Raw genomic sequence first — 15,445 nt, 5'->3', positions numbered from 1 at the left:
GTCGGTCGTGCTGAGGGTGCGGATCCCGCGCGTCTGTGCCGCCGTGTTGATAGGGGGGGCGTTGTCCGTCTCGGGGGCGGTCTATCAGGGGCTGTTCCGGAACCCCATGGTCTCGCCCGATATCCTGGGGGCCTCCGCGGGGGCGTGTTTCGGAGCGGCTTTGGCCATCCTTTTTTCCCTCCCGTTCGTCCTCGTTCAGCTTTCGGCGTTTTGTTTCGGCCTGGCTGCCGTAGCCCTTTCCTATGCTATTTGTCTGCTCGTGAGCCGCGGCAAGGAGTCTCTGTTGGTCCTGGTGCTGGCCGGCATCGTCATCGCCACGCTTTTCTCCTCGCTCGTCAGCCTCGGCAAGTACGTCGCCGACCCCTTCGGGAAGCTGCCCGAGATTACGTACTGGCTGATGGGCGGCCTGTCCTCGGTGACCGGGAAGGACGCGCGGCTGCTGCTGCCTCCCTGCGTATTGGGGCTCCTGCCCCTCGTGTTGCTTCGCTGGCAGCTCAACGCCATGGCCTTCGGGGACGAGGAGGCCCAGGCCATGGGGCTCGACACCGTGCGTCTGAGGGCCGTCTTCATTTCCGCAGCAACGCTGCTGACGGCGGCCTCCGTCGCGGTCGGCGGGATGATCGGGTGGATAGGACTGGTCATCCCCCACCTGGCCCGAATGCTCACGGGCCCCAACTGCCGGGATTTGATCCCCACCTCCTTTCTGGTCGGAAGCTGCTTTCTCCTCTTCGTCGACAACCTGGCGCGCCTTTTCTTCACGAGCGAGATACCCCTGGGGATCCTGACGTCCTTGATCGGGGCGCCCTTCTTCGTCTACCTCCTCTTCCGGCGCAGGAAGGGATGGGTATGAGGCTCGAGGCCGTGGAGGTCCGCGCCGGTTATGGACGGCGCGATGTCCTGGGCGGCGTGTCGTTTGCCCTGGAGACGGGCGAGGCGCTTTGTCTGCTTGGGCCGAACGGGGTCGGGAAATCGACGCTGTTCAAGTCCCTTTTGGGGTTCCTGCCCCTGCACGGCGGCTCGTTCCTGATCGACGGGAAAGGGGTTCCGTATCGGGACCGCAAGGGGATGGCGAAGCTCATCGGTTACGTCCCTCAGAGCCACGAGCCCCCCTTTCCCTTTCGTGTCCTCGACGTCGTCGTGATGGGGAGCCTGGCCCGATCCGGAATCTTTTCGGGCCCCTCGCGGGAGGAGTTCGGGCGGGCTGCCCGAATCCTCGACCGGTTGGGGGCCTCCCACCTGAGGGACTGCGTTTACACGGAGATCAGCGGCGGGGAGAGGCAGATGGTGCTCATCGCCCGTGCCCTTATGCAGGAGCCGCATTTTTTGGTCATGGACGAACCGACCGCGAACCTGGACTTCGGAAACCAGATGCGCGTGCTCCAGCAGGTGAGGCTGCTGGCCCGGAGCGGAATGGGGATCATGATGACCTCCCATGTGCCCGATCACGCGTTCTTCTGTTGTTCCCGTGCCGCGATCCTGAGTCCGGGGCTTCCTTTCCGGGTCGGAGCGGTCGAGGAGGTGCTGACGGAGCCCGCTCTGCGGGAGGCCTACGGCATAGATGTGCGGATACTCCGGCGGCGGGAGGGCGGATGGACCATCAAGACCTGTGTTCCGGTTCCGTGGGAGTCGCCGGAGGGATGAGGCCATGGGGCGTCGGAGGACGCCGATTTCGTGAGGTCGGCCGCCGCGGCGGTTTGGGCCGGCCCGATAGGGAAGGGGGACCTTTGATGATGAGGCGGTACTCGTTGAAACTGACGGCTTTTCTGCTGGGGATTGCGGTTCTGGCGGGACTCGGCGGAGCGGCCGGGGCGGGGGAGACGGTGGTCGATGCCGCAGGGCGCGACGTCGCCGTTCCCGGAAAGGTGGACCGTCTGGCGATCACCTGTTATGGCGGAACCACCCATGAGGTCGCCGTCCTGGGGTGTGCGGAGAAGATCGTGGCCCAGCCCGGCATGAAACGCTTCCCGCAGCTGCTCAGGATGTTTCCCCGGTTCGCGGAGGTCGTGGACCCCGGCTCCTTCGACAAGGTCAACGTCGAGGAGCTGATGAAGGCGGCGCCGGATCTCGTCCTCGTGGGGGTCAGCTCCAAGAAGGGAAACAGGCTGATCGAGGAGGCCGGAATGCCCACCTATACGATGCTCATCGGCTGGGCGGCGGTGGACAAGCTGAAGCAGGAGTTTCTGAACCTGGGCACGATCCTGGGCCGGGAGACGGAGGCCAGGAGGCTTGTGGACTACTGGAACGAAAAACTGGGATGGGTGGAGACCCTGGTGGGGCGCGTCCCGGAGAAAGAGCGCAAGGTGGTCTACTACACCGGAAAGACCATCACGAAGGCGAGCGCCAGCGATTGGGGATGGCACTGGATTCGCGGCTCCGGCGGCGTCTGCGCCCTGGAGGAGACCCCGAAGGGCGAGATCGGCGTCGAGCAGGTCATGCGGATCGACCCGGACATCATCGTGACCCAGCAGGGAAACGGGACGGCCGATATCCTGGAGGACCCCAGGATACAGGACCTCAAGGCCGTCAAAAACAAGGCCGTCCACGAGTGTCCCATCGGAGCCTTCTGGTGGGACCGCCCCTCTCCGGAGTCTCCGCTGGGCTTCATGTGGCTGGCCAAGCTGCTCTATCCGGATTATACCCGGGAGATCGACCTGGAAAAGGAGACCCGGGAGTTTTTCAGGGTGTTCTATCGCTATGAGCTGACGGACGAGGAGTACCGCTCGTTCTTCGGCAGGGAGCCCGCCCTTTGAGTCTCCGTTTGGGGCACGGCGCGCGCGCTGCCGCGGCCGTGCGCTGTTGAGTCGTGCGAGCGTTGGAAGGTGAGGGAACGGACATGCTGGAAGCCTCCGGCGGAGGGCGTTATTTTACGGTCAAGCTGAGCCTGCTCTATCTGCTCATCCTCGCGGGCGGAATCCTCGCCTTCCGGATCGGGCGTTTTGCGATCTCCCCCGGGACCCTGGCGGAGATCGTCCTCTCGCGTCTCGGGATGGCGGCCCCGAACGGGGACCCGACGCTCGAGACCGTCGTCCTGAACGTGCGCCTGCCCCGCATCCTGCTGGCGATCCTGACGGGGGGCGCCCTCTCCGCGGCCGGGGCGTCGTACCAGACGCTGTTCAAAAATCCTATGGTGTCGCCGGACCTGCTGGGGGTGTCCGCCGGGGCCGGCTTCGGGGCCGCCCTCGCGATGCTGAACAACCTCGCCTGGTGGCAGGTCCAGGTCTCGGCCTTCGCGTTCGGGAGCCTGGCGGTCCTGATGGCGAGCGCCATCGGCTACGCCTTCGCACGTCAGGAGATCACGGTGATGGTCCTAGGCGGCATCGTCGTCTCCAGCCTCTTCCAGGCGCTGCTCTCCATACTCAAGACGATGGCGGACACGGACAACGTCCTGCCCTCCATCACCTTCTGGCTGATGGGGAGCCTGGGGCGGGGCTCCAACCACGACGTCCTGGTCCTGCTGCCGTTCCTGGCGGTCGCCCTGCTTCTCCTGTTCCTCTTTCGCTACTCCATCAACGCTCTGGCCGCGGGCAACGAGGAGGCGGCTGCCCTGGGGGTGAACGTGGGGCTGGTCAAGGTGGTCGTCATCCTCGCCTCGACCCTGATGACGGTCGTCTCGGTCAGCATCTGCGGCATCGTCGGATGGGTCGGCATGGTCGTGCCGCACATCGCCCGCCTGCTGGTGGGGGCCGACTACTCGCGGCTTCTCGCGACCTCGTTCGGCGTCGGCGCCCTCTTCCTGCTCGGGATGGACACGATCGTCCGGGGCGTTCCGGGGGTGGAGCTGCCGCTGGGCGTGCTGACGGCCTTGGTGGGGACCCCCATCTTCGTGGTCCTGCTCTCCCGGGTCCGCAAGGGGTGGCTCTAGTGCTGGAGGCGCAGGGGGTCGGCTTTCACTATCATCGCGGCCGAATCGTGCTGGAGGACATATCCTTCACCCTGCCCGCGGGGCGCGTGATGTGCCTGCTGGGCCCGAACGGCACCGGGAAGACCACGCTGCTCCGCTGTCTGCTGGGCCTGCTGCGGCCGGACGAGGGGCGGTTCCTCTGGGACGGGCGGGATCTGTCCGCCCTGACGCGCCGCGCCCGCGCCCGCCTGATGGCCTACGTGCCGCAGTCCTCGGCCCTGACCTTTCCGTACGAGGTCCAGGAGGTCGTGCTGATGGGGCGGGTCGCACACTTGGGGCTCGGGAACGCCCCGGGCCGCGAGGACCGGAGGAAGGCGGCCTTGGCGATGGAACGCCTGGGGATAGGACACCTGAGGGGACACGTGTTCCAGCATCTGAGCGGGGGCGAAAGGCAGATGGTGCTGATGGCGAGGGCTCTGGCCCAGGAGGCGCGGCTCCTGGTGCTGGACGAGCCCACCGCGAACCTCGACTTCGGCAATCAGGTGCGGGCGCTTGGCACGATACGGGGCCTTGCCCGGCAGGGCTACGCCGTGCTGATGACCTCCCACTCGCCGGACCACGCCTTTCTCACCGCCCACGAGGTGCTTCTGCTGAAGGACGGCGCCGTGTTCGCGCGGGGGGCACCGGACGAGGTCATCGACGACGCGGTTCTGTCCGGGCTCTACGGAACTCCAACCGTCGTCGCCCATGCGCCCGTCGCCGGAGGCGGGTGCGTGAAGGTCTGCGTCCCCGTCCTGGATGACGGGGAGAATTCCGGCGTTGGAAACGATGTGGTGAACGGAACCCAAAATGAAGGAGGAATAGTATCATGAGGATTGGAAGGAACATGAGGAAGTTTGTACTGCGGTTGGGGGTTTTGTCCTTCTGCCTGGCGCTTGCCGTATCGGTCGGCGCTGGCCCCGTGTTTTCGCCCCGGAAGGCGCTGGCCGCGGAGGCGGCGTCGGCCGACGTCAGGACGGTCGTCGACATGGCGGGGCGGTCCGTCGTGCTTCCGGCGGAGATCCACCGCATCGGGACCCTGGGCTCTATCGGGGTCCTGAACGCGTTCGTGGAGCTGATGGGCGAGGGCAGCAAGATCTACAACCAGATGTCCGCCGGCTTCACCAAGACCGACCGGTGGAAGATGCAGTACCAGTTCGCCCCCCAGATCGCGAATGGCCCTCTGTTCGAGGACGCCAACAGGGAGCTGCTGCTGGAGAACATCCTCCAGGCCCGGACCGACGTGTGCCTCGCGATGACGAAGGAGACCGCCCAGGTGCTGGAGCGGAACGGGGTCGCCTGCGTCTATCTGGAATGGAAGAACGTCGACGACGTGAAGAAGGCCGTGACCCTGATGGGCGAGGTGCTGAACAAGAAGGAGACGGCGGACGCCTACATCGCCTATTTCGACGAGAAGCTCGCCCAGGCCGCCTCCCTGACGTCCGGCATCCCGGAGAAGGAGCGGCTGAAGGTGCTCTACGGCGACCCCGTGGGGTTCACGCAGCCGCACATCATCGCGGAATGGTGGATACGGGAGGCGGGCGGCATCAGCGTCACCGACGACGGGCGGTCGTCCGGCGAGAGGCGGACCTACACCCTGGAGGACCTGCTGCTCTGGAACCCCGACGTGATCGTCGCCAACACCGCCAGACAGATCGAGGAGATGCGGGAGAACCCCAACTACCGCGGGGTCGCCGCCGTGAAGGACGGAAGGTGCTTCGTCATCCCCACCGTGGCGCACGTCTGGGGCAACCGGACGGTGGAGCAGCCCCTGGTCGTCCTCTGGATGATGAACAAGCTCTATCCCGAGCTCATGCCCGAGGCGACCCTGAGGGAGGAGATCCGCAAATTCTACGCCACCTTCTTCCTGTACGACATGAGCGACGCGCAGATATCGGAGATCATCGACGGAAAGTGATTCGGGCAAAAGCCGGCCGGGGCCTGAGCGGTCCCCTGCCTTGCCCGTGACTCCTGAGATTGAAAACTTTCGCGGCGGGAGGTCGATAGCGTGACGGACGTGCTGTTGAAGGATACCGTAGCGGCGGTGCGGGGCCGCCTGGGCGACGGGCTGGACGGGATGACCGTCGAACGCGCCGTGCTGGGAATTTTCTTCACGGGGGTCAAGCTCAGCGACGGACATGGCGGGCTCTCCTTCACGCCGATCAAGGAGATTCCCCAGGCGGTCTGCTGTCCCAGCTCCGCCCGGGAGATGCCCCTGTCCGGCAAACTGAGGGGGCGTCCTGTCGGCGCTTTCCTGGACGACCTCTCCTGCGGGAACGTCCTGCGCGAGGCCCTGGGGGTCGCGGTCCTCAACGCCCTGAGCGCTGCCTGCTGGGACCGGATGCCCTCGAAAACCTACGAGCTGTCCCTGGGGAGGGACGCGTTCGACGACGTCGAGCTGCCGAGGGGCGGCTGCGCGGTCGTGGTCGGGGCGCTGGTCCCGATGCTGAAGCGCCTTTTGGCGGAGTCGGTCGATTTCCGGGTGCTGGAGCAGGACCCGAGGACCCTCAAGGAGCGCGAGATGCCCCATTACGTTCCGGCCGACCGGGCGTCCGAGGTGGTGCCGCAGGCGGATCTCCTGGTCGTGACGGGGACGACCGTCCTCAACGGCACCCTGTCCGGCCTGCTGGAGATGGCGCGGCCGGACGCCCGGGTCGTCGTGGCGGGACCGACGGCGAGCATGCTCCCCGATGCCTTTTTCGAGCGAGGGGTCGACGTCCTGGGCGGGGTTCTGGTGACCCGCCCGGACGAGCTGCTGGACATCGTCGCCGAGGGCGGATCCGGCTACCATTTCTTCGGGCGCTATGCGGAGCGCATGGTGATCCGCAGGCCCGGGCCTTGAGCGAGCCCTTATCCCTCTATGTCCTCCTTGTCGGACACTTCACGACCCGCTGAGGCCGCGGGGAGCATTCCGCCCGGAAGCGTGGCCCTGAGCCGGTCGGTCACGACCGCGCCCAGAAGGCACTTGATGAGGTCCCCCGGGAGAGGAAGCAGGAAGCAGTAATAGAACAGGGCTTTGACGCCGAAGGGGGTCTTGAGATAATAGTTGGCGATGGGGTAGTAGTAGGCCATCCCCAGAGCATAGAGCACCGCCAGGTTCGTCAGGCCGGCGAGCATCCAGGTCCTCATCCCCGGCCTCAGACGCTCGGCGACGAAGCCTGCGGCCCAGGCCCCGGCGATGAAGCCGACGAGGTAGCCGAACGTGGGGTGCAGCACGTAGGCGACGCCCCCGCTGCCGCCGGCGAAGATCGGCAGTCCGGCGAGCCCCGCAAGGACATAGCCCGCCGCGGCGAACGCACCGAGCTTCCGCCCGAGGAGCAGAGCGGCGAGGTTGGTGAAGAAGAACTGCAGCGTCAGCGTCAGCATGGGCAGCGGAATCCGAATGCACGCCCCCACGGCGGTCAGCGCGGAGAAGAGCGCGCAGAGGACCAGCTCCCGCGTGCTCAGAAATTTTCCTTTTCTCATCTAAAATCTCTCCCCAAAATCAACATGGGGGCCTTGCCCCAAAACCCTCAGCCAGGGAACAAGTTCCCCGGCGCCCTTTTTTAATGCATCCGAACCGGGCGTACCTGATGCACCTCTCCGGACCTCAGGGCTACGACCGTCCCGTCCTCCTCCCGAAGGAGCAGGCAGCCCTGCACATCGATATCCAGGGCCAGCCCGCGGCACTCCGCTCCGTCCCGCATGAAGCGGACCTCCCGCCCCAGGAGCAGGGAACGGTCCCGGTACTCCCGGATCAGTTCGGGGTCGCCGAGCCGCTCCTGACAGTCCATCAGACGTTCCGCAATCCCCGCTGCCAGACGGTTCCGGCTCACGCTTCCCGGAAGGAGGGAGCCCGCGATACGGGCCAGGTCCGGGGAGAAGTCCCGGGTCGAGACGTTGAGGCCGATGCCGACGACGACGCTCTCTATCGTCCCGCTCTCCACGTCGCTGACCGCCTCGGTCAGGATGCCGCAGATCTTGCGCTCCTCGCCGTCGGCCCCCTCCAGGCCGTTGCCCCCATCCAAATAAATGTCGTTCACCCACTTGATGCGGGGGCGGCGGCACGTCAGGGCCTCGATGGTCCGGCAGACGGCGACCGCCGCGGCGATGGTCACGGCCTGGAAGCGCTCCAGCTCGATAAGCGGGCGCAGGATCAGGCTCATGTAAAGCCCCGTCCCCGGGGGCGAGAAGAACGAACGTCCGCGCCGGCCGCGCCCCGCCGTCTGCCGGTCCGCGGCGACCAGCGTGCCGTGCGCCCCGCCCGAGAGCGCCAACCCCTTCGCGTAGGTGTTGGTGGAGTCCACGGACGCGAGACACACGACGCCGCGGACGAGGGACCCCTCCGAGAGGCAGGCCCGTATTCCCTCCTCGGACAGGACGTCGCTGTCCGGCTCCATCCGGTAGCCCCTGCGCGTGGACGCTCCGATCTTGTGCCCCTCTTCCCTCAGGGCCCTCACCGCCTTCCAGACCGAGGCCCGCGAGACGGAGAGGCGTTCCGCGACCGATTCCCCGGACAGGGCCTCGCCCCTGTGGTCCTCCAGCATCCTCAGGACCTCGTCCTTCAACGACATCTCCGCACCCCCATATCCGAACATGCGCACCCGCCGAATCGAGCAAAGACTATAGCACGGCGACGGATAAATGTAAACTTAAAGTATATGTGTGGTTTACAATGTTGAGGGGAAAAAACGGGGGCCGGGGTTCATCCCCGTGCCCCGTGGAAGAAAGTTAAAGTGGAAGAAAGTCAGGGCGGAAGGCGGTCAGGGCAGCAGGGCGGCGTTCTCCTCCCGTCCCGCGCGCAGGGCGTAATCGCGCGCCCGGAGCCCCGAACGGTTCGAAAGGGCAGCCAGCGCGCCGCGGTCCAGCAGCAGGCGGATGAGGTCGGGAGAGCCCAGGGCGGCTGCGGCCATGAGCGGCGTGACCCCCTCCTCCTCCCACAGGCTGAAGGTTCCGTTGATGTCCGCCCCGGCGTCGAGGAGCAGCCGTACCTTTTCCGCGGAAGGGTGAGGGGACGTGACCGCCGTCTCCAGGGGGCTGCGTCCCGCTCCGTCCTTCAGCCGTACGTCCGCTCCCTTCGACAGCAGAAGCTCCAGCTGCCGCACGGAGGCGGGTTCCCGCGCCGCGGCGTTCAGGGGGCGCTCCCCCTCGGAAAGCCCGCCGGAGAGCCCGGCCGGTCCGGGACCGTTGGGGTCGGCGCCGAGCTCGAGGAGGAGCTCGGTCACCTCGGTGAAGGAGCGTCCCTTGTAAAGGGAGAGGAGAAGGGGGGTATCGCCCCCGGGGGCTGGTGCGTCGATCTTTGCCCCGGAGTCCGCGAGCAGGCGGATCACCTCCAGGTGCATGGAGAGCGGGGCGTCCACCCCGGCGCTCACGGTGCGGCAGAGCGGAGGGCAGCCGTGCTCGTCGGGGGCGTTGGGGTCGGCTCCCCCGGCGAGGGCGCTGTGGACCGCCTCGACGTCGCCCATTGCGCAGGAGAACGTCAAGGGATCGGCCCCGGCGGACGGCGCCGTCAGGAGCGACACGGCAAGAAAAAAGACGGCGATGGGAGGGAACGCCCCACGTCTCTCACATCTCATCCTTGCGGGCCCCCGTTCTACCCGGCCTTGCAGATGGCCTTCAGCCCCTTGTAGAACCTGTCGTAGGCCGGGGTCGGAACTCTCTGGATCCGCCCTTCGCGGCAGACGTGCCCGACCAGGAACTCGAGCTCCGTGGTCTTGCCCTGCTCCTGGTCGAGCTGCATGGAGGTCTTGGTGTCGGGGGCGAAGGAGCGGGCCTTTTCCAGGGTCAGGTCCGCAATGTTCTGCGGCAGGGCGACGCCGAGGGACCGGGCCAGGTCCTCGGCCTCCCGGATCAGGTCCATCACGGCGGTCCGTCCCTCGGGGTCCTCGATCACAGCCCCGATCGTCCTGCGGCGAAGCGTCGTGACGGCCGCCAGGGGGGACAGGAACAGGAATTTGGCCCACATCTCGATGTCGATGCGTTCCGTCAGGGTGATCTGAATGCCGGTTTTTCTGAGGATGTGCGCCAAGTCGGCGTAGCGTATGCGGTTCTCCGCCTCGCAGAGCTTTCCGTTGCCAAACAGGAGGCGCTGCACCGTTCCGACCTGCCGGATCGTCCCTGGGGACTCGACGTGGGAGGAGATGTAGAGACAGCCGCCGAGGAGGTCGCAGGGCGGCAGGATGCGTTCGAGGGTCTCACCGGCCGACACGCCGTTGAGCAGAGGGATGACGCGGGTGGAGGGCGAGACGAGGGGAAAGGCGGCCCGGGCCGCCTCCTCGAGCTGATAGCCTTTGGTGGCGAAGAACAGCACGTCGGCGATCCCGGCCTCCGCGGGGTCGCACGTCGCGAGCGCGGGCCGGACGGTGATCGTGCCGTCGGGCCCTGCGATGTGCAGGCCGTTCTCCCGGACGTTCCTCAGGGTGTCGCCGCGGCACCAGAAGGTCACCCGGAGCTCCGGAACGTCCGCCGCCGCCGCGGCCAGACGCCCGCCTACGATTCCTCCCACTCCGCCCAAACCGACAATGGTGATGTTCATAAAGGGATCTCCTCTCGGCGGGGGCATGTCCCCCCTTTGCTGCCTGATCGGTGCTCAGCCTCCAATTTCAGATTCCAAGGTGCTGCAGCGCCTGCACGGCGTAGGGCGTCAGCCCGTAGAGGTCGATGTCCTCCGGCAGGGAGCAGCGCGGGGACGGCACGGCGGGAAGCCCCAGAAAGGCGTTGAGCCGCGTTGCGGACGTGGACCGAAGCAGTCCCTCCTCCTCGCCGTAGAGGACCATCAGCTCCTCGAAGAGCCAGGGGACGCGGCGCAGGTAGTACTTCTGGCACCAGGCCTCCGCGGGATGGAACGGCTTGACGGGGACAATCCGGGACCTCGGATAGCTGCGGCCGCAGAGGATGCTTCGGTCGGCCGCGGCCTGAGCCAGTCGGCGCTCCTTGGCGTCCCTCACGAAGATGCAGGGGGCGCGGCGCGGCGCGGCATCCGGTGGCGTGCCGCAGTACCAGCACATGAAGAGCTCCAGGAGCTGGCCGTAGCTGATCGTCCGCGGGTCGTACTCCACCCTCACGGTCTCGACGTGGTCGCCGGTGTCGTCGTAGGTGGGGGTGGGAAAGGACCCGCCCGCGTACCCCACGCTGGTCCTCCACACCCCCCTCGTGATGCCGAGCCTGGCCTCGAGGCCCTTGAAGCACCCCATGGCGAACAGCGCCGACTCGAGCTGAGCCGGGGTCATCCTGTCGATCGGGGGAATCTTCTCAGACAATGCCGTCCTCGTCACAATACGTCACTCCTTGGCCTCCGCCGCACCATAACGGCCGAAAACTTTTTCCTCGTTCCTCGTTCCGATCCCACCGCGCCATTATGGAGCAGGACGGCGGGCGCGTCATCGTCATATTCCGCATCCGAGCGGGGGAAAGGTAAAAATCCGCAAAACGCCCAGCGGGGAGAGGTCCCCCCTCTCCCCGCTGTCGGCCTGGAGGACGTCAGCGCAGGCCCAGGTGCTTCTTGAGGAACCCGCCCATCTCGCGGTAGAAGTCGAACCGGTTCTCCTCGTTGCGGAACCCGTGTCCCTCGTTGTCCTTGACCATGTAGACGACGTCCTTGCCCGCCTTGCGGACGGCCTCGACGATCTGGTCGGACTCCGCCTTCTTGACGCGCGGGTCGTTGGCGCCCTGCGCCACGAAGAGCGGGATGCGGATTTTGTCCGCGTGGAGGACGGGCGATATTGACTCCAGCAGCTCCTTGTCCTTGACGGGGTGCCCGATCTCCTCGTACTCCATCTCGCGGTAGGGCTCCCAGTAGGGGGGGATGCTCTCCAGCAGGGTGAAGATGTTGGACGGCCCCACGTAGCTGACGGCGCAGGCGTAGAGGTCGGGCGTGAAGGTCGCGCCCGCCAGGGCCGCGTAGCCGCCGTAGCTGCCGCCGTAGATAGCCAGGCGTTTGGGGTCGGCGATGCCTCGTTTGACGAGCCACTCCACGCCGTCGGTGACGTCGTCCTGCATGGTGCGTCCCCACTGCTTGAAGCCCGCCTGCCAGAACTTCTTGCCGTAGCCGGTGGAGCCGCGGAAGTTGACCTGGAGCACCGCCGCGCCGCGGTTGGCCAGGAACTGCACCTCCGAATCGAACCCCCACTCGTCGCGCGCGCTGGGCCCGCCGTGCGGGATGACGACCAGCGGAAGGTCCCTGGACGCGACGCCGAGGGGGAGCGTCAGGTAGCCGTGGATCGTCAGTCCGTCGCGGGAGGTGTATTGAATGGGCTCCATCGGCGCCATCTCGGTCTCCTTGAGCCAGGGCGAGTGGTCCGCCAGCTTCGTCAGGCTGTTGCTCTGCCGGTCGAAGAGGTAGGAGCCACCGCGCGTGCGGTCCCCGTAGACCCTGACGGTGGCGCGCCGCTCGTCGTCGTCCATTCCCGTGACGGCGACCTCGTAGCCCGGGAAGAACTTCTCGAGGGTGTCCTGGAGCTCCTTGCGGTCCTTGTCGAAGAAGTGGTAGCGGCTCTTGTCCGTGGTGTAGACGACGCCCGTGATCACCTTGCGCTTCTTGGAGGATATCAGGCTGGCCACGTCCACGTCCGGGTGCTCGAAGACGAGGTCCCGCGTCTTGTTCGCGTCGGGGTCGAATGTGTAGACGGCGATCTTGTCGCGCCCGAGGTTCGAGGCCACGTAGAGGAGTTTGTTGTCGTAGCCGAACATCAGGGGGAGGAAGGAGTCCTTGAAGTTCGTGGTGACGAGCGTCTTGAACGCGTCCTTCTCCGTCGGGCGGTAGAGCAGGCTGGAGTTGACGCCGTCCGTCTCGTAGGCGACGCGGAGCCTGCCGTCGTGGTCGGTCAGCCAGCCGGTGATGTTGCCGGGGTTCTCGGCAATTTGCGTGAGTTCCCCTGTGGCCAGCTCACACCGGTAGACGTCGAAGACCTCGGGATTGCGCCGGTTCATCTCGAGGAGCATGTGCTCCGGGTCCTCCTCCAGGTCGTCCAGCACCCCGGCCCGGACGCCGTCGAACGGCGTGAGGTCCCGCGATGCCTTGCCCTCGATGTCCGTCAGGTAGATGTGGAAGTTCTCGTCCCCGCCCTTGTCCTGAATGTATACGATGCGGTCGCTGCCCTTCCAGAAGAAGCCGGCGATATCGCGCTCCGTCGCGCTCGTCACGCGCTTCTCGGCGCCCGTCTCGATGTCGCGGACGTAGACGTTCATCCGGCGCTCCCAGGGCTTGACGAAGGCCAGTTTGGCGCCGTCGGGCGACAGGGAGAAGGCGCCGACCTCGGGGTTGCGGAAGAAATCCTCCATGGGGAGGACGGGCGGAACGGAGGGGGAATCCTCCCCGCTCTCCGCGGCGCAGGCCGTCGAGGCCAGCGGCAGGACGCAGCTCAGAACGAATCCGAGCGTGAGCAGATCGGCAAACTTCATGGGCAAAACCTCCTGAAAGAGACTGAAAGAATCTGGCGGAACCCCGGAGCCCGGTTTTTCTCATGAATCCCCTCTTGCATCCCGGAGCCTCTTTCGCTACTCTACAGGGAGGGGCGTTTCGTGCCATGGGTTTTTATGCGGAAAAATCCGCGAACGCCGGGGAAAAACGACGAAGGAGGTGCGGTTGGGACGATGACGATGGCCATTCCCATTCCTGCGGCGATCCTGTTCTTTTGTGCCGCGGCCATGACGTTCATGGCGGTGCGGCGCCTGCGGGCCGGACAGAGGGGCCGTGCCCTGTTCAATCTGCTGCTGGCCGCCTTCATGGCGATCTTCGCCTGGGGATACCTCGGCTGAGGCCGGCCGGGGACGTTTTTCATCTTTTTTATCGAAAAGGGGATGCTGGTGAATATGGACGGGAAGGACCTGAAGGGCTTCGGAAAAAAGGCCTCGGAGCTGAACGGCTATGCCGCGGAGCTCCGACGGGAGCTGCATGCCCATCCGGAGCTGGAGCACGAACTGCCCTTCACGGAGGGCGTGATCGTCCGTGAGCTGGAGAAGCTGAACCTGGACGGGCTCCGGCCGGGGATGGGGCGCGGGCACGGGGTCTGCGCCGACCTCGTGGGGGGGCGCCCGGGAAAGGTCCTGGCGCTGCGCGCCGACATGGACGCGCTGCCCGTGAGGGAGGAGACGGGGCTGCCCTACGCCTCCACGAACGGCTGCATGCACGCCTGCGGGCACGACGCCCACGTGGCCATGCTGCTGACGGCGGCCCGGCTGCTGGCCGAGGCCCGGTCCGAGCTTGCCGGGACGGTGCGCTTTCTCTTCCAGCCGGCGGAGGAGACCGTCGCGGGGGCGCTCTCCATGATCGAGAGCGGCGCCCTGGATGGGGTCGATGCGATTGTGGGGCTCCACACCGGGAGCATCTGGGAAGGCCTCGAGCCCGGACAAATCGGCTGGCGGGTGGGGCCCATGATGGCCTCGACGACGACGATCCGAGTCGAGCTCCAGGGCCGGGGAGGGCACGGGGCCACGCCCCACCTGACGGTGGACCCGATCGTGATGGCCGCGGAGGTCGTCTCCCAGCTCCAGACCCTGGTCAGTCGGGAGCTCAGCCCCTTCGAGCCGGCCGTCGTCACCTTCGGTAAGATCTCGGGCGGACGGGCCCATAACGTCATCGCCGACACCTGCGAGCTCTTCGGGACGATGCGGTGCTTCAACACGGAGACCGACGCCTTCCTCAAGGAGCGCATCACCGCGACGATCGAGGGCGTGGCCGCCTCCATGCGCGGGCGCGGAACGGTGACCTTCAGCGGGTACCTGCCCCCCGTCGTCAACGACGAGGCGATCACCCTGAGGATGCGGGACATCCTGAGGGCGACGCTGGGCGAGGGGTCGGAGCACGAGGTCGTGCGGCCCTCCTCCGGGGCGGAGGACTTCGCCGAGTACCTTCGGAAGGTCCCGGGCGCATTTTTCTATCACTGCTCCACCTTCGGGGACGGGCGCGACCATCCGCACCACAACTCCCGGTTCGACGTCAACGAGTCCGTGCTCTGGACGGGGGCCGCCGCGATGGCCGCCTTCGCCCTCCGGTGGCAGGACTGATCGGTCCCTGCGGCGATGGTCCTGGTTTTGATGGACGAAGGGCGGGTCTGAGGACCCGCCCTTCGCCGCTCGCGAGAGCTCGTCTTTTTGAAAAACGCCGTGTCGGAATCGCCGTCTCTATGGCTGCCGGTTCCATCATAACAAAGTGCCGGGTTTGCCGAGGCCGCCGCCCCGAGACGGAGGCGGAGAATACGATGCACCGATATCCTGAAACGTGACATCGACAATCTGCCGCGCCCCATACCTCGCCGCCGGATATTGGGAAGCGCTGATTAAAACAAGAACGCACATTTTGCCAAAGGAAAATATGTAAAACATCTATGGGCAAAAATCTCCAGCGCTTCCCTAAAATTAACATGGGGGCGAAGCCCCCTGGTGAAGAAACTAAGCGACCGACACGGCTCGCTCCACTCGCCGGTCGTCTGCTTAATGCCCCCACGCCGCTATCCTGAGACTGATCGGCCCGCAAGCGAAGCGAGCGGCTGCCGGAAGGCTCCCCTTTGGGGGTAGCGGCGGCCCCGGCAAGCTTCATCCTCAAAACAGGCAAGCTGGGGTACCACCGGGGTGCTTCATGGATTAAAT

Annotated in this window: 15 protein-coding genes; 9 read left to right on the top strand and 6 right to left on the bottom strand. The window is 66.2% G+C overall.

Features of this window, described 5'->3' with window-relative positions; translation table 11 throughout:
• The 7 genes from ABLA28_RS06575 to ABLA28_RS06545 form a co-directional block, all read left to right on the top strand.
• On the top strand, positions 1-850 hold an 850-nt coding region (locus ABLA28_RS06575), incomplete at its 5' end, for an iron ABC transporter permease (RefSeq protein ID WP_347712997.1).
• Positions 847-1,641 (top strand): ABC transporter ATP-binding protein, encoded by a 795-nt coding sequence (locus ABLA28_RS06570; protein WP_347712996.1) that lies wholly within the window; start codon positions 847-849, stop codon positions 1,639-1,641. The genes ABLA28_RS06575 and ABLA28_RS06570, both read left to right, overlap by 4 nt.
• Before the next feature lie 86 nt (positions 1,642-1,727).
• Positions 1,728-2,750, top strand: a complete 1,023-nt coding sequence (locus tag ABLA28_RS06565) for an ABC transporter substrate-binding protein (protein ID WP_347712995.1) — start codon at positions 1,728-1,730, stop codon at positions 2,748-2,750.
• A gap of 83 nt (positions 2,751-2,833) precedes the next feature.
• Positions 2,834-3,862: an iron ABC transporter permease gene (locus ABLA28_RS06560; protein WP_347712994.1), complete on the top strand. Its 1,029-nt coding sequence runs from the start codon at positions 2,834-2,836 to the stop codon at positions 3,860-3,862.
• Positions 3,862-4,713 (top strand): ABC transporter ATP-binding protein, encoded by an 852-nt coding sequence (locus ABLA28_RS06555; protein WP_347712993.1) that lies wholly within the window; start codon positions 3,862-3,864, stop codon positions 4,711-4,713. Before ABLA28_RS06560 ends, ABLA28_RS06555 begins: the two co-directional genes overlap by 1 nt.
• Entirely contained in the window at positions 4,710-5,798 is a 1,089-nt protein-coding gene (locus ABLA28_RS06550) for an ABC transporter substrate-binding protein (RefSeq protein ID WP_347712992.1), read from the top strand. The genes ABLA28_RS06555 and ABLA28_RS06550 overlap by 4 nt, the downstream gene beginning before the upstream one ends.
• A gap of 90 nt (positions 5,799-5,888) precedes the next feature.
• Positions 5,889-6,722 (top strand): DUF364 domain-containing protein, encoded by an 834-nt coding sequence (locus tag ABLA28_RS06545; protein WP_347712991.1) that lies wholly within the window; start codon positions 5,889-5,891, stop codon positions 6,720-6,722.
• An 8-nt stretch (positions 6,723-6,730) separates the two neighbouring features.
• Here the strand turns inward: ABLA28_RS06545 and ABLA28_RS06540 are convergent, their stop codons facing one another.
• The 6 genes from ABLA28_RS06540 to ABLA28_RS06515 all read right to left on the bottom strand — a co-directional run bounded on the left by ABLA28_RS06540 (position 6,731) and on the right by ABLA28_RS06515 (position 13,258).
• Entirely contained in the window at positions 6,731-7,345 is a 615-nt protein-coding gene (locus tag ABLA28_RS06540) for a biotin transporter BioY (protein WP_347712990.1), read from the bottom strand.
• A gap of 80 nt (positions 7,346-7,425) precedes the next feature.
• On the bottom strand, positions 7,426-8,433 hold the full coding sequence (locus ABLA28_RS06535) for a biotin--[acetyl-CoA-carboxylase] ligase (protein ID WP_347712989.1): 1,008 nt from the start codon (positions 8,431-8,433) through the stop codon (positions 7,426-7,428).
• A gap of 189 nt (positions 8,434-8,622) precedes the next feature.
• Positions 8,623-9,435, bottom strand: coding sequence for an ankyrin repeat domain-containing protein (locus ABLA28_RS06530; protein ID WP_347712988.1), 813 nt, complete (start codon positions 9,433-9,435; stop codon positions 8,623-8,625).
• Positions 9,436-9,452: 17 nt separating this feature from the next.
• A complete protein-coding gene (locus tag ABLA28_RS06525; protein ID WP_347712987.1) occupies positions 9,453-10,394 on the bottom strand; it encodes a 2-dehydropantoate 2-reductase in 942 nt (313 codons plus the stop codon).
• A gap of 67 nt (positions 10,395-10,461) precedes the next feature.
• Positions 10,462-11,133 carry a peptide-methionine (S)-S-oxide reductase gene (locus ABLA28_RS06520; RefSeq protein ID WP_347712986.1) on the bottom strand — a complete coding sequence of 224 codons (672 nt, stop codon included), beginning with the start codon at positions 11,131-11,133 and terminating at the stop codon, positions 10,462-10,464.
• A gap of 205 nt (positions 11,134-11,338) precedes the next feature.
• Positions 11,339-13,258: a S9 family peptidase gene (locus ABLA28_RS06515; RefSeq protein WP_347712985.1), complete on the bottom strand. Its 1,920-nt coding sequence runs from the start codon at positions 13,256-13,258 to the stop codon at positions 11,339-11,341.
• Between the two features lie 192 nt (positions 13,259-13,450).
• On the opposite strand from ABLA28_RS06515, the gene ABLA28_RS06510 reads away from it, so the two are divergent.
• Together ABLA28_RS06510 and ABLA28_RS06505 are read left to right on the top strand one after the other, a co-directional pair.
• On the top strand, positions 13,451-13,615 hold the full coding sequence (locus ABLA28_RS06510) for a hypothetical protein (RefSeq protein WP_299299589.1): 165 nt from the start codon (positions 13,451-13,453) through the stop codon (positions 13,613-13,615).
• Between the two features lie 54 nt (positions 13,616-13,669).
• Positions 13,670-14,863 carry an amidohydrolase gene (locus ABLA28_RS06505; protein ID WP_347712984.1) on the top strand — a complete coding sequence of 398 codons (1,194 nt, stop codon included), beginning with the start codon at positions 13,670-13,672 and terminating at the stop codon, positions 14,861-14,863.
• The last annotated feature ends 582 nt before the right edge of the window (positions 14,864-15,445 follow it).

This window comes from uncultured Fretibacterium sp. (genome assembly GCF_963544685.1).
In the GTDB taxonomy this organism is placed as follows: domain Bacteria; phylum Synergistota; class Synergistia; order Synergistales; family Aminobacteriaceae; genus CAJPSE01.
Note: the sequence above shows the minus strand (reverse complement) of the source record. Positions and strands in the feature narration are given on the sequence as shown.

Excerpts from the sequence above, each read along its gene's own strand:
- ABLA28_RS06530 (WP_347712988.1), bottom strand. The coding sequence starts at position 9,435 with ATGAGATGTGAGAGACGTGGGGCGTTCCCTCCCATCGCCGTCTTTTTT.
- ABLA28_RS06540 (WP_347712990.1), bottom strand. The coding sequence starts at position 7,345 with ATGAGAAAAGGAAAATTTCTGAGCACGCGGGAGCTGGTCCTCTGCGCG.
- ABLA28_RS06525 (WP_347712987.1), bottom strand. The coding sequence starts at position 10,394 with ATGAACATCACCATTGTCGGTTTGGGCGGAGTGGGAGGAATCGTAGGC.
- ABLA28_RS06535 (WP_347712989.1), bottom strand. The coding sequence starts at position 8,433 with ATGTCGTTGAAGGACGAGGTCCTGAGGATGCTGGAGGACCACAGGGGC.
- ABLA28_RS06510 (WP_299299589.1), top strand. The coding sequence starts at position 13,451 with ATGACGATGGCCATTCCCATTCCTGCGGCGATCCTGTTCTTTTGTGCC.
- ABLA28_RS06565 (WP_347712995.1), top strand. The coding sequence starts at position 1,728 with ATGATGAGGCGGTACTCGTTGAAACTGACGGCTTTTCTGCTGGGGATT.
- ABLA28_RS06560 (WP_347712994.1), top strand. The coding sequence starts at position 2,834 with ATGCTGGAAGCCTCCGGCGGAGGGCGTTATTTTACGGTCAAGCTGAGC.
- ABLA28_RS06550 (WP_347712992.1), top strand. The coding sequence starts at position 4,710 with ATGAGGATTGGAAGGAACATGAGGAAGTTTGTACTGCGGTTGGGGGTT.
- ABLA28_RS06515 (WP_347712985.1), bottom strand. The coding sequence starts at position 13,258 with ATGAAGTTTGCCGATCTGCTCACGCTCGGATTCGTTCTGAGCTGCGTC.
- ABLA28_RS06505 (WP_347712984.1), top strand. The coding sequence starts at position 13,670 with ATGGACGGGAAGGACCTGAAGGGCTTCGGAAAAAAGGCCTCGGAGCTG.
- ABLA28_RS06570 (WP_347712996.1), top strand. The coding sequence starts at position 847 with ATGAGGCTCGAGGCCGTGGAGGTCCGCGCCGGTTATGGACGGCGCGAT.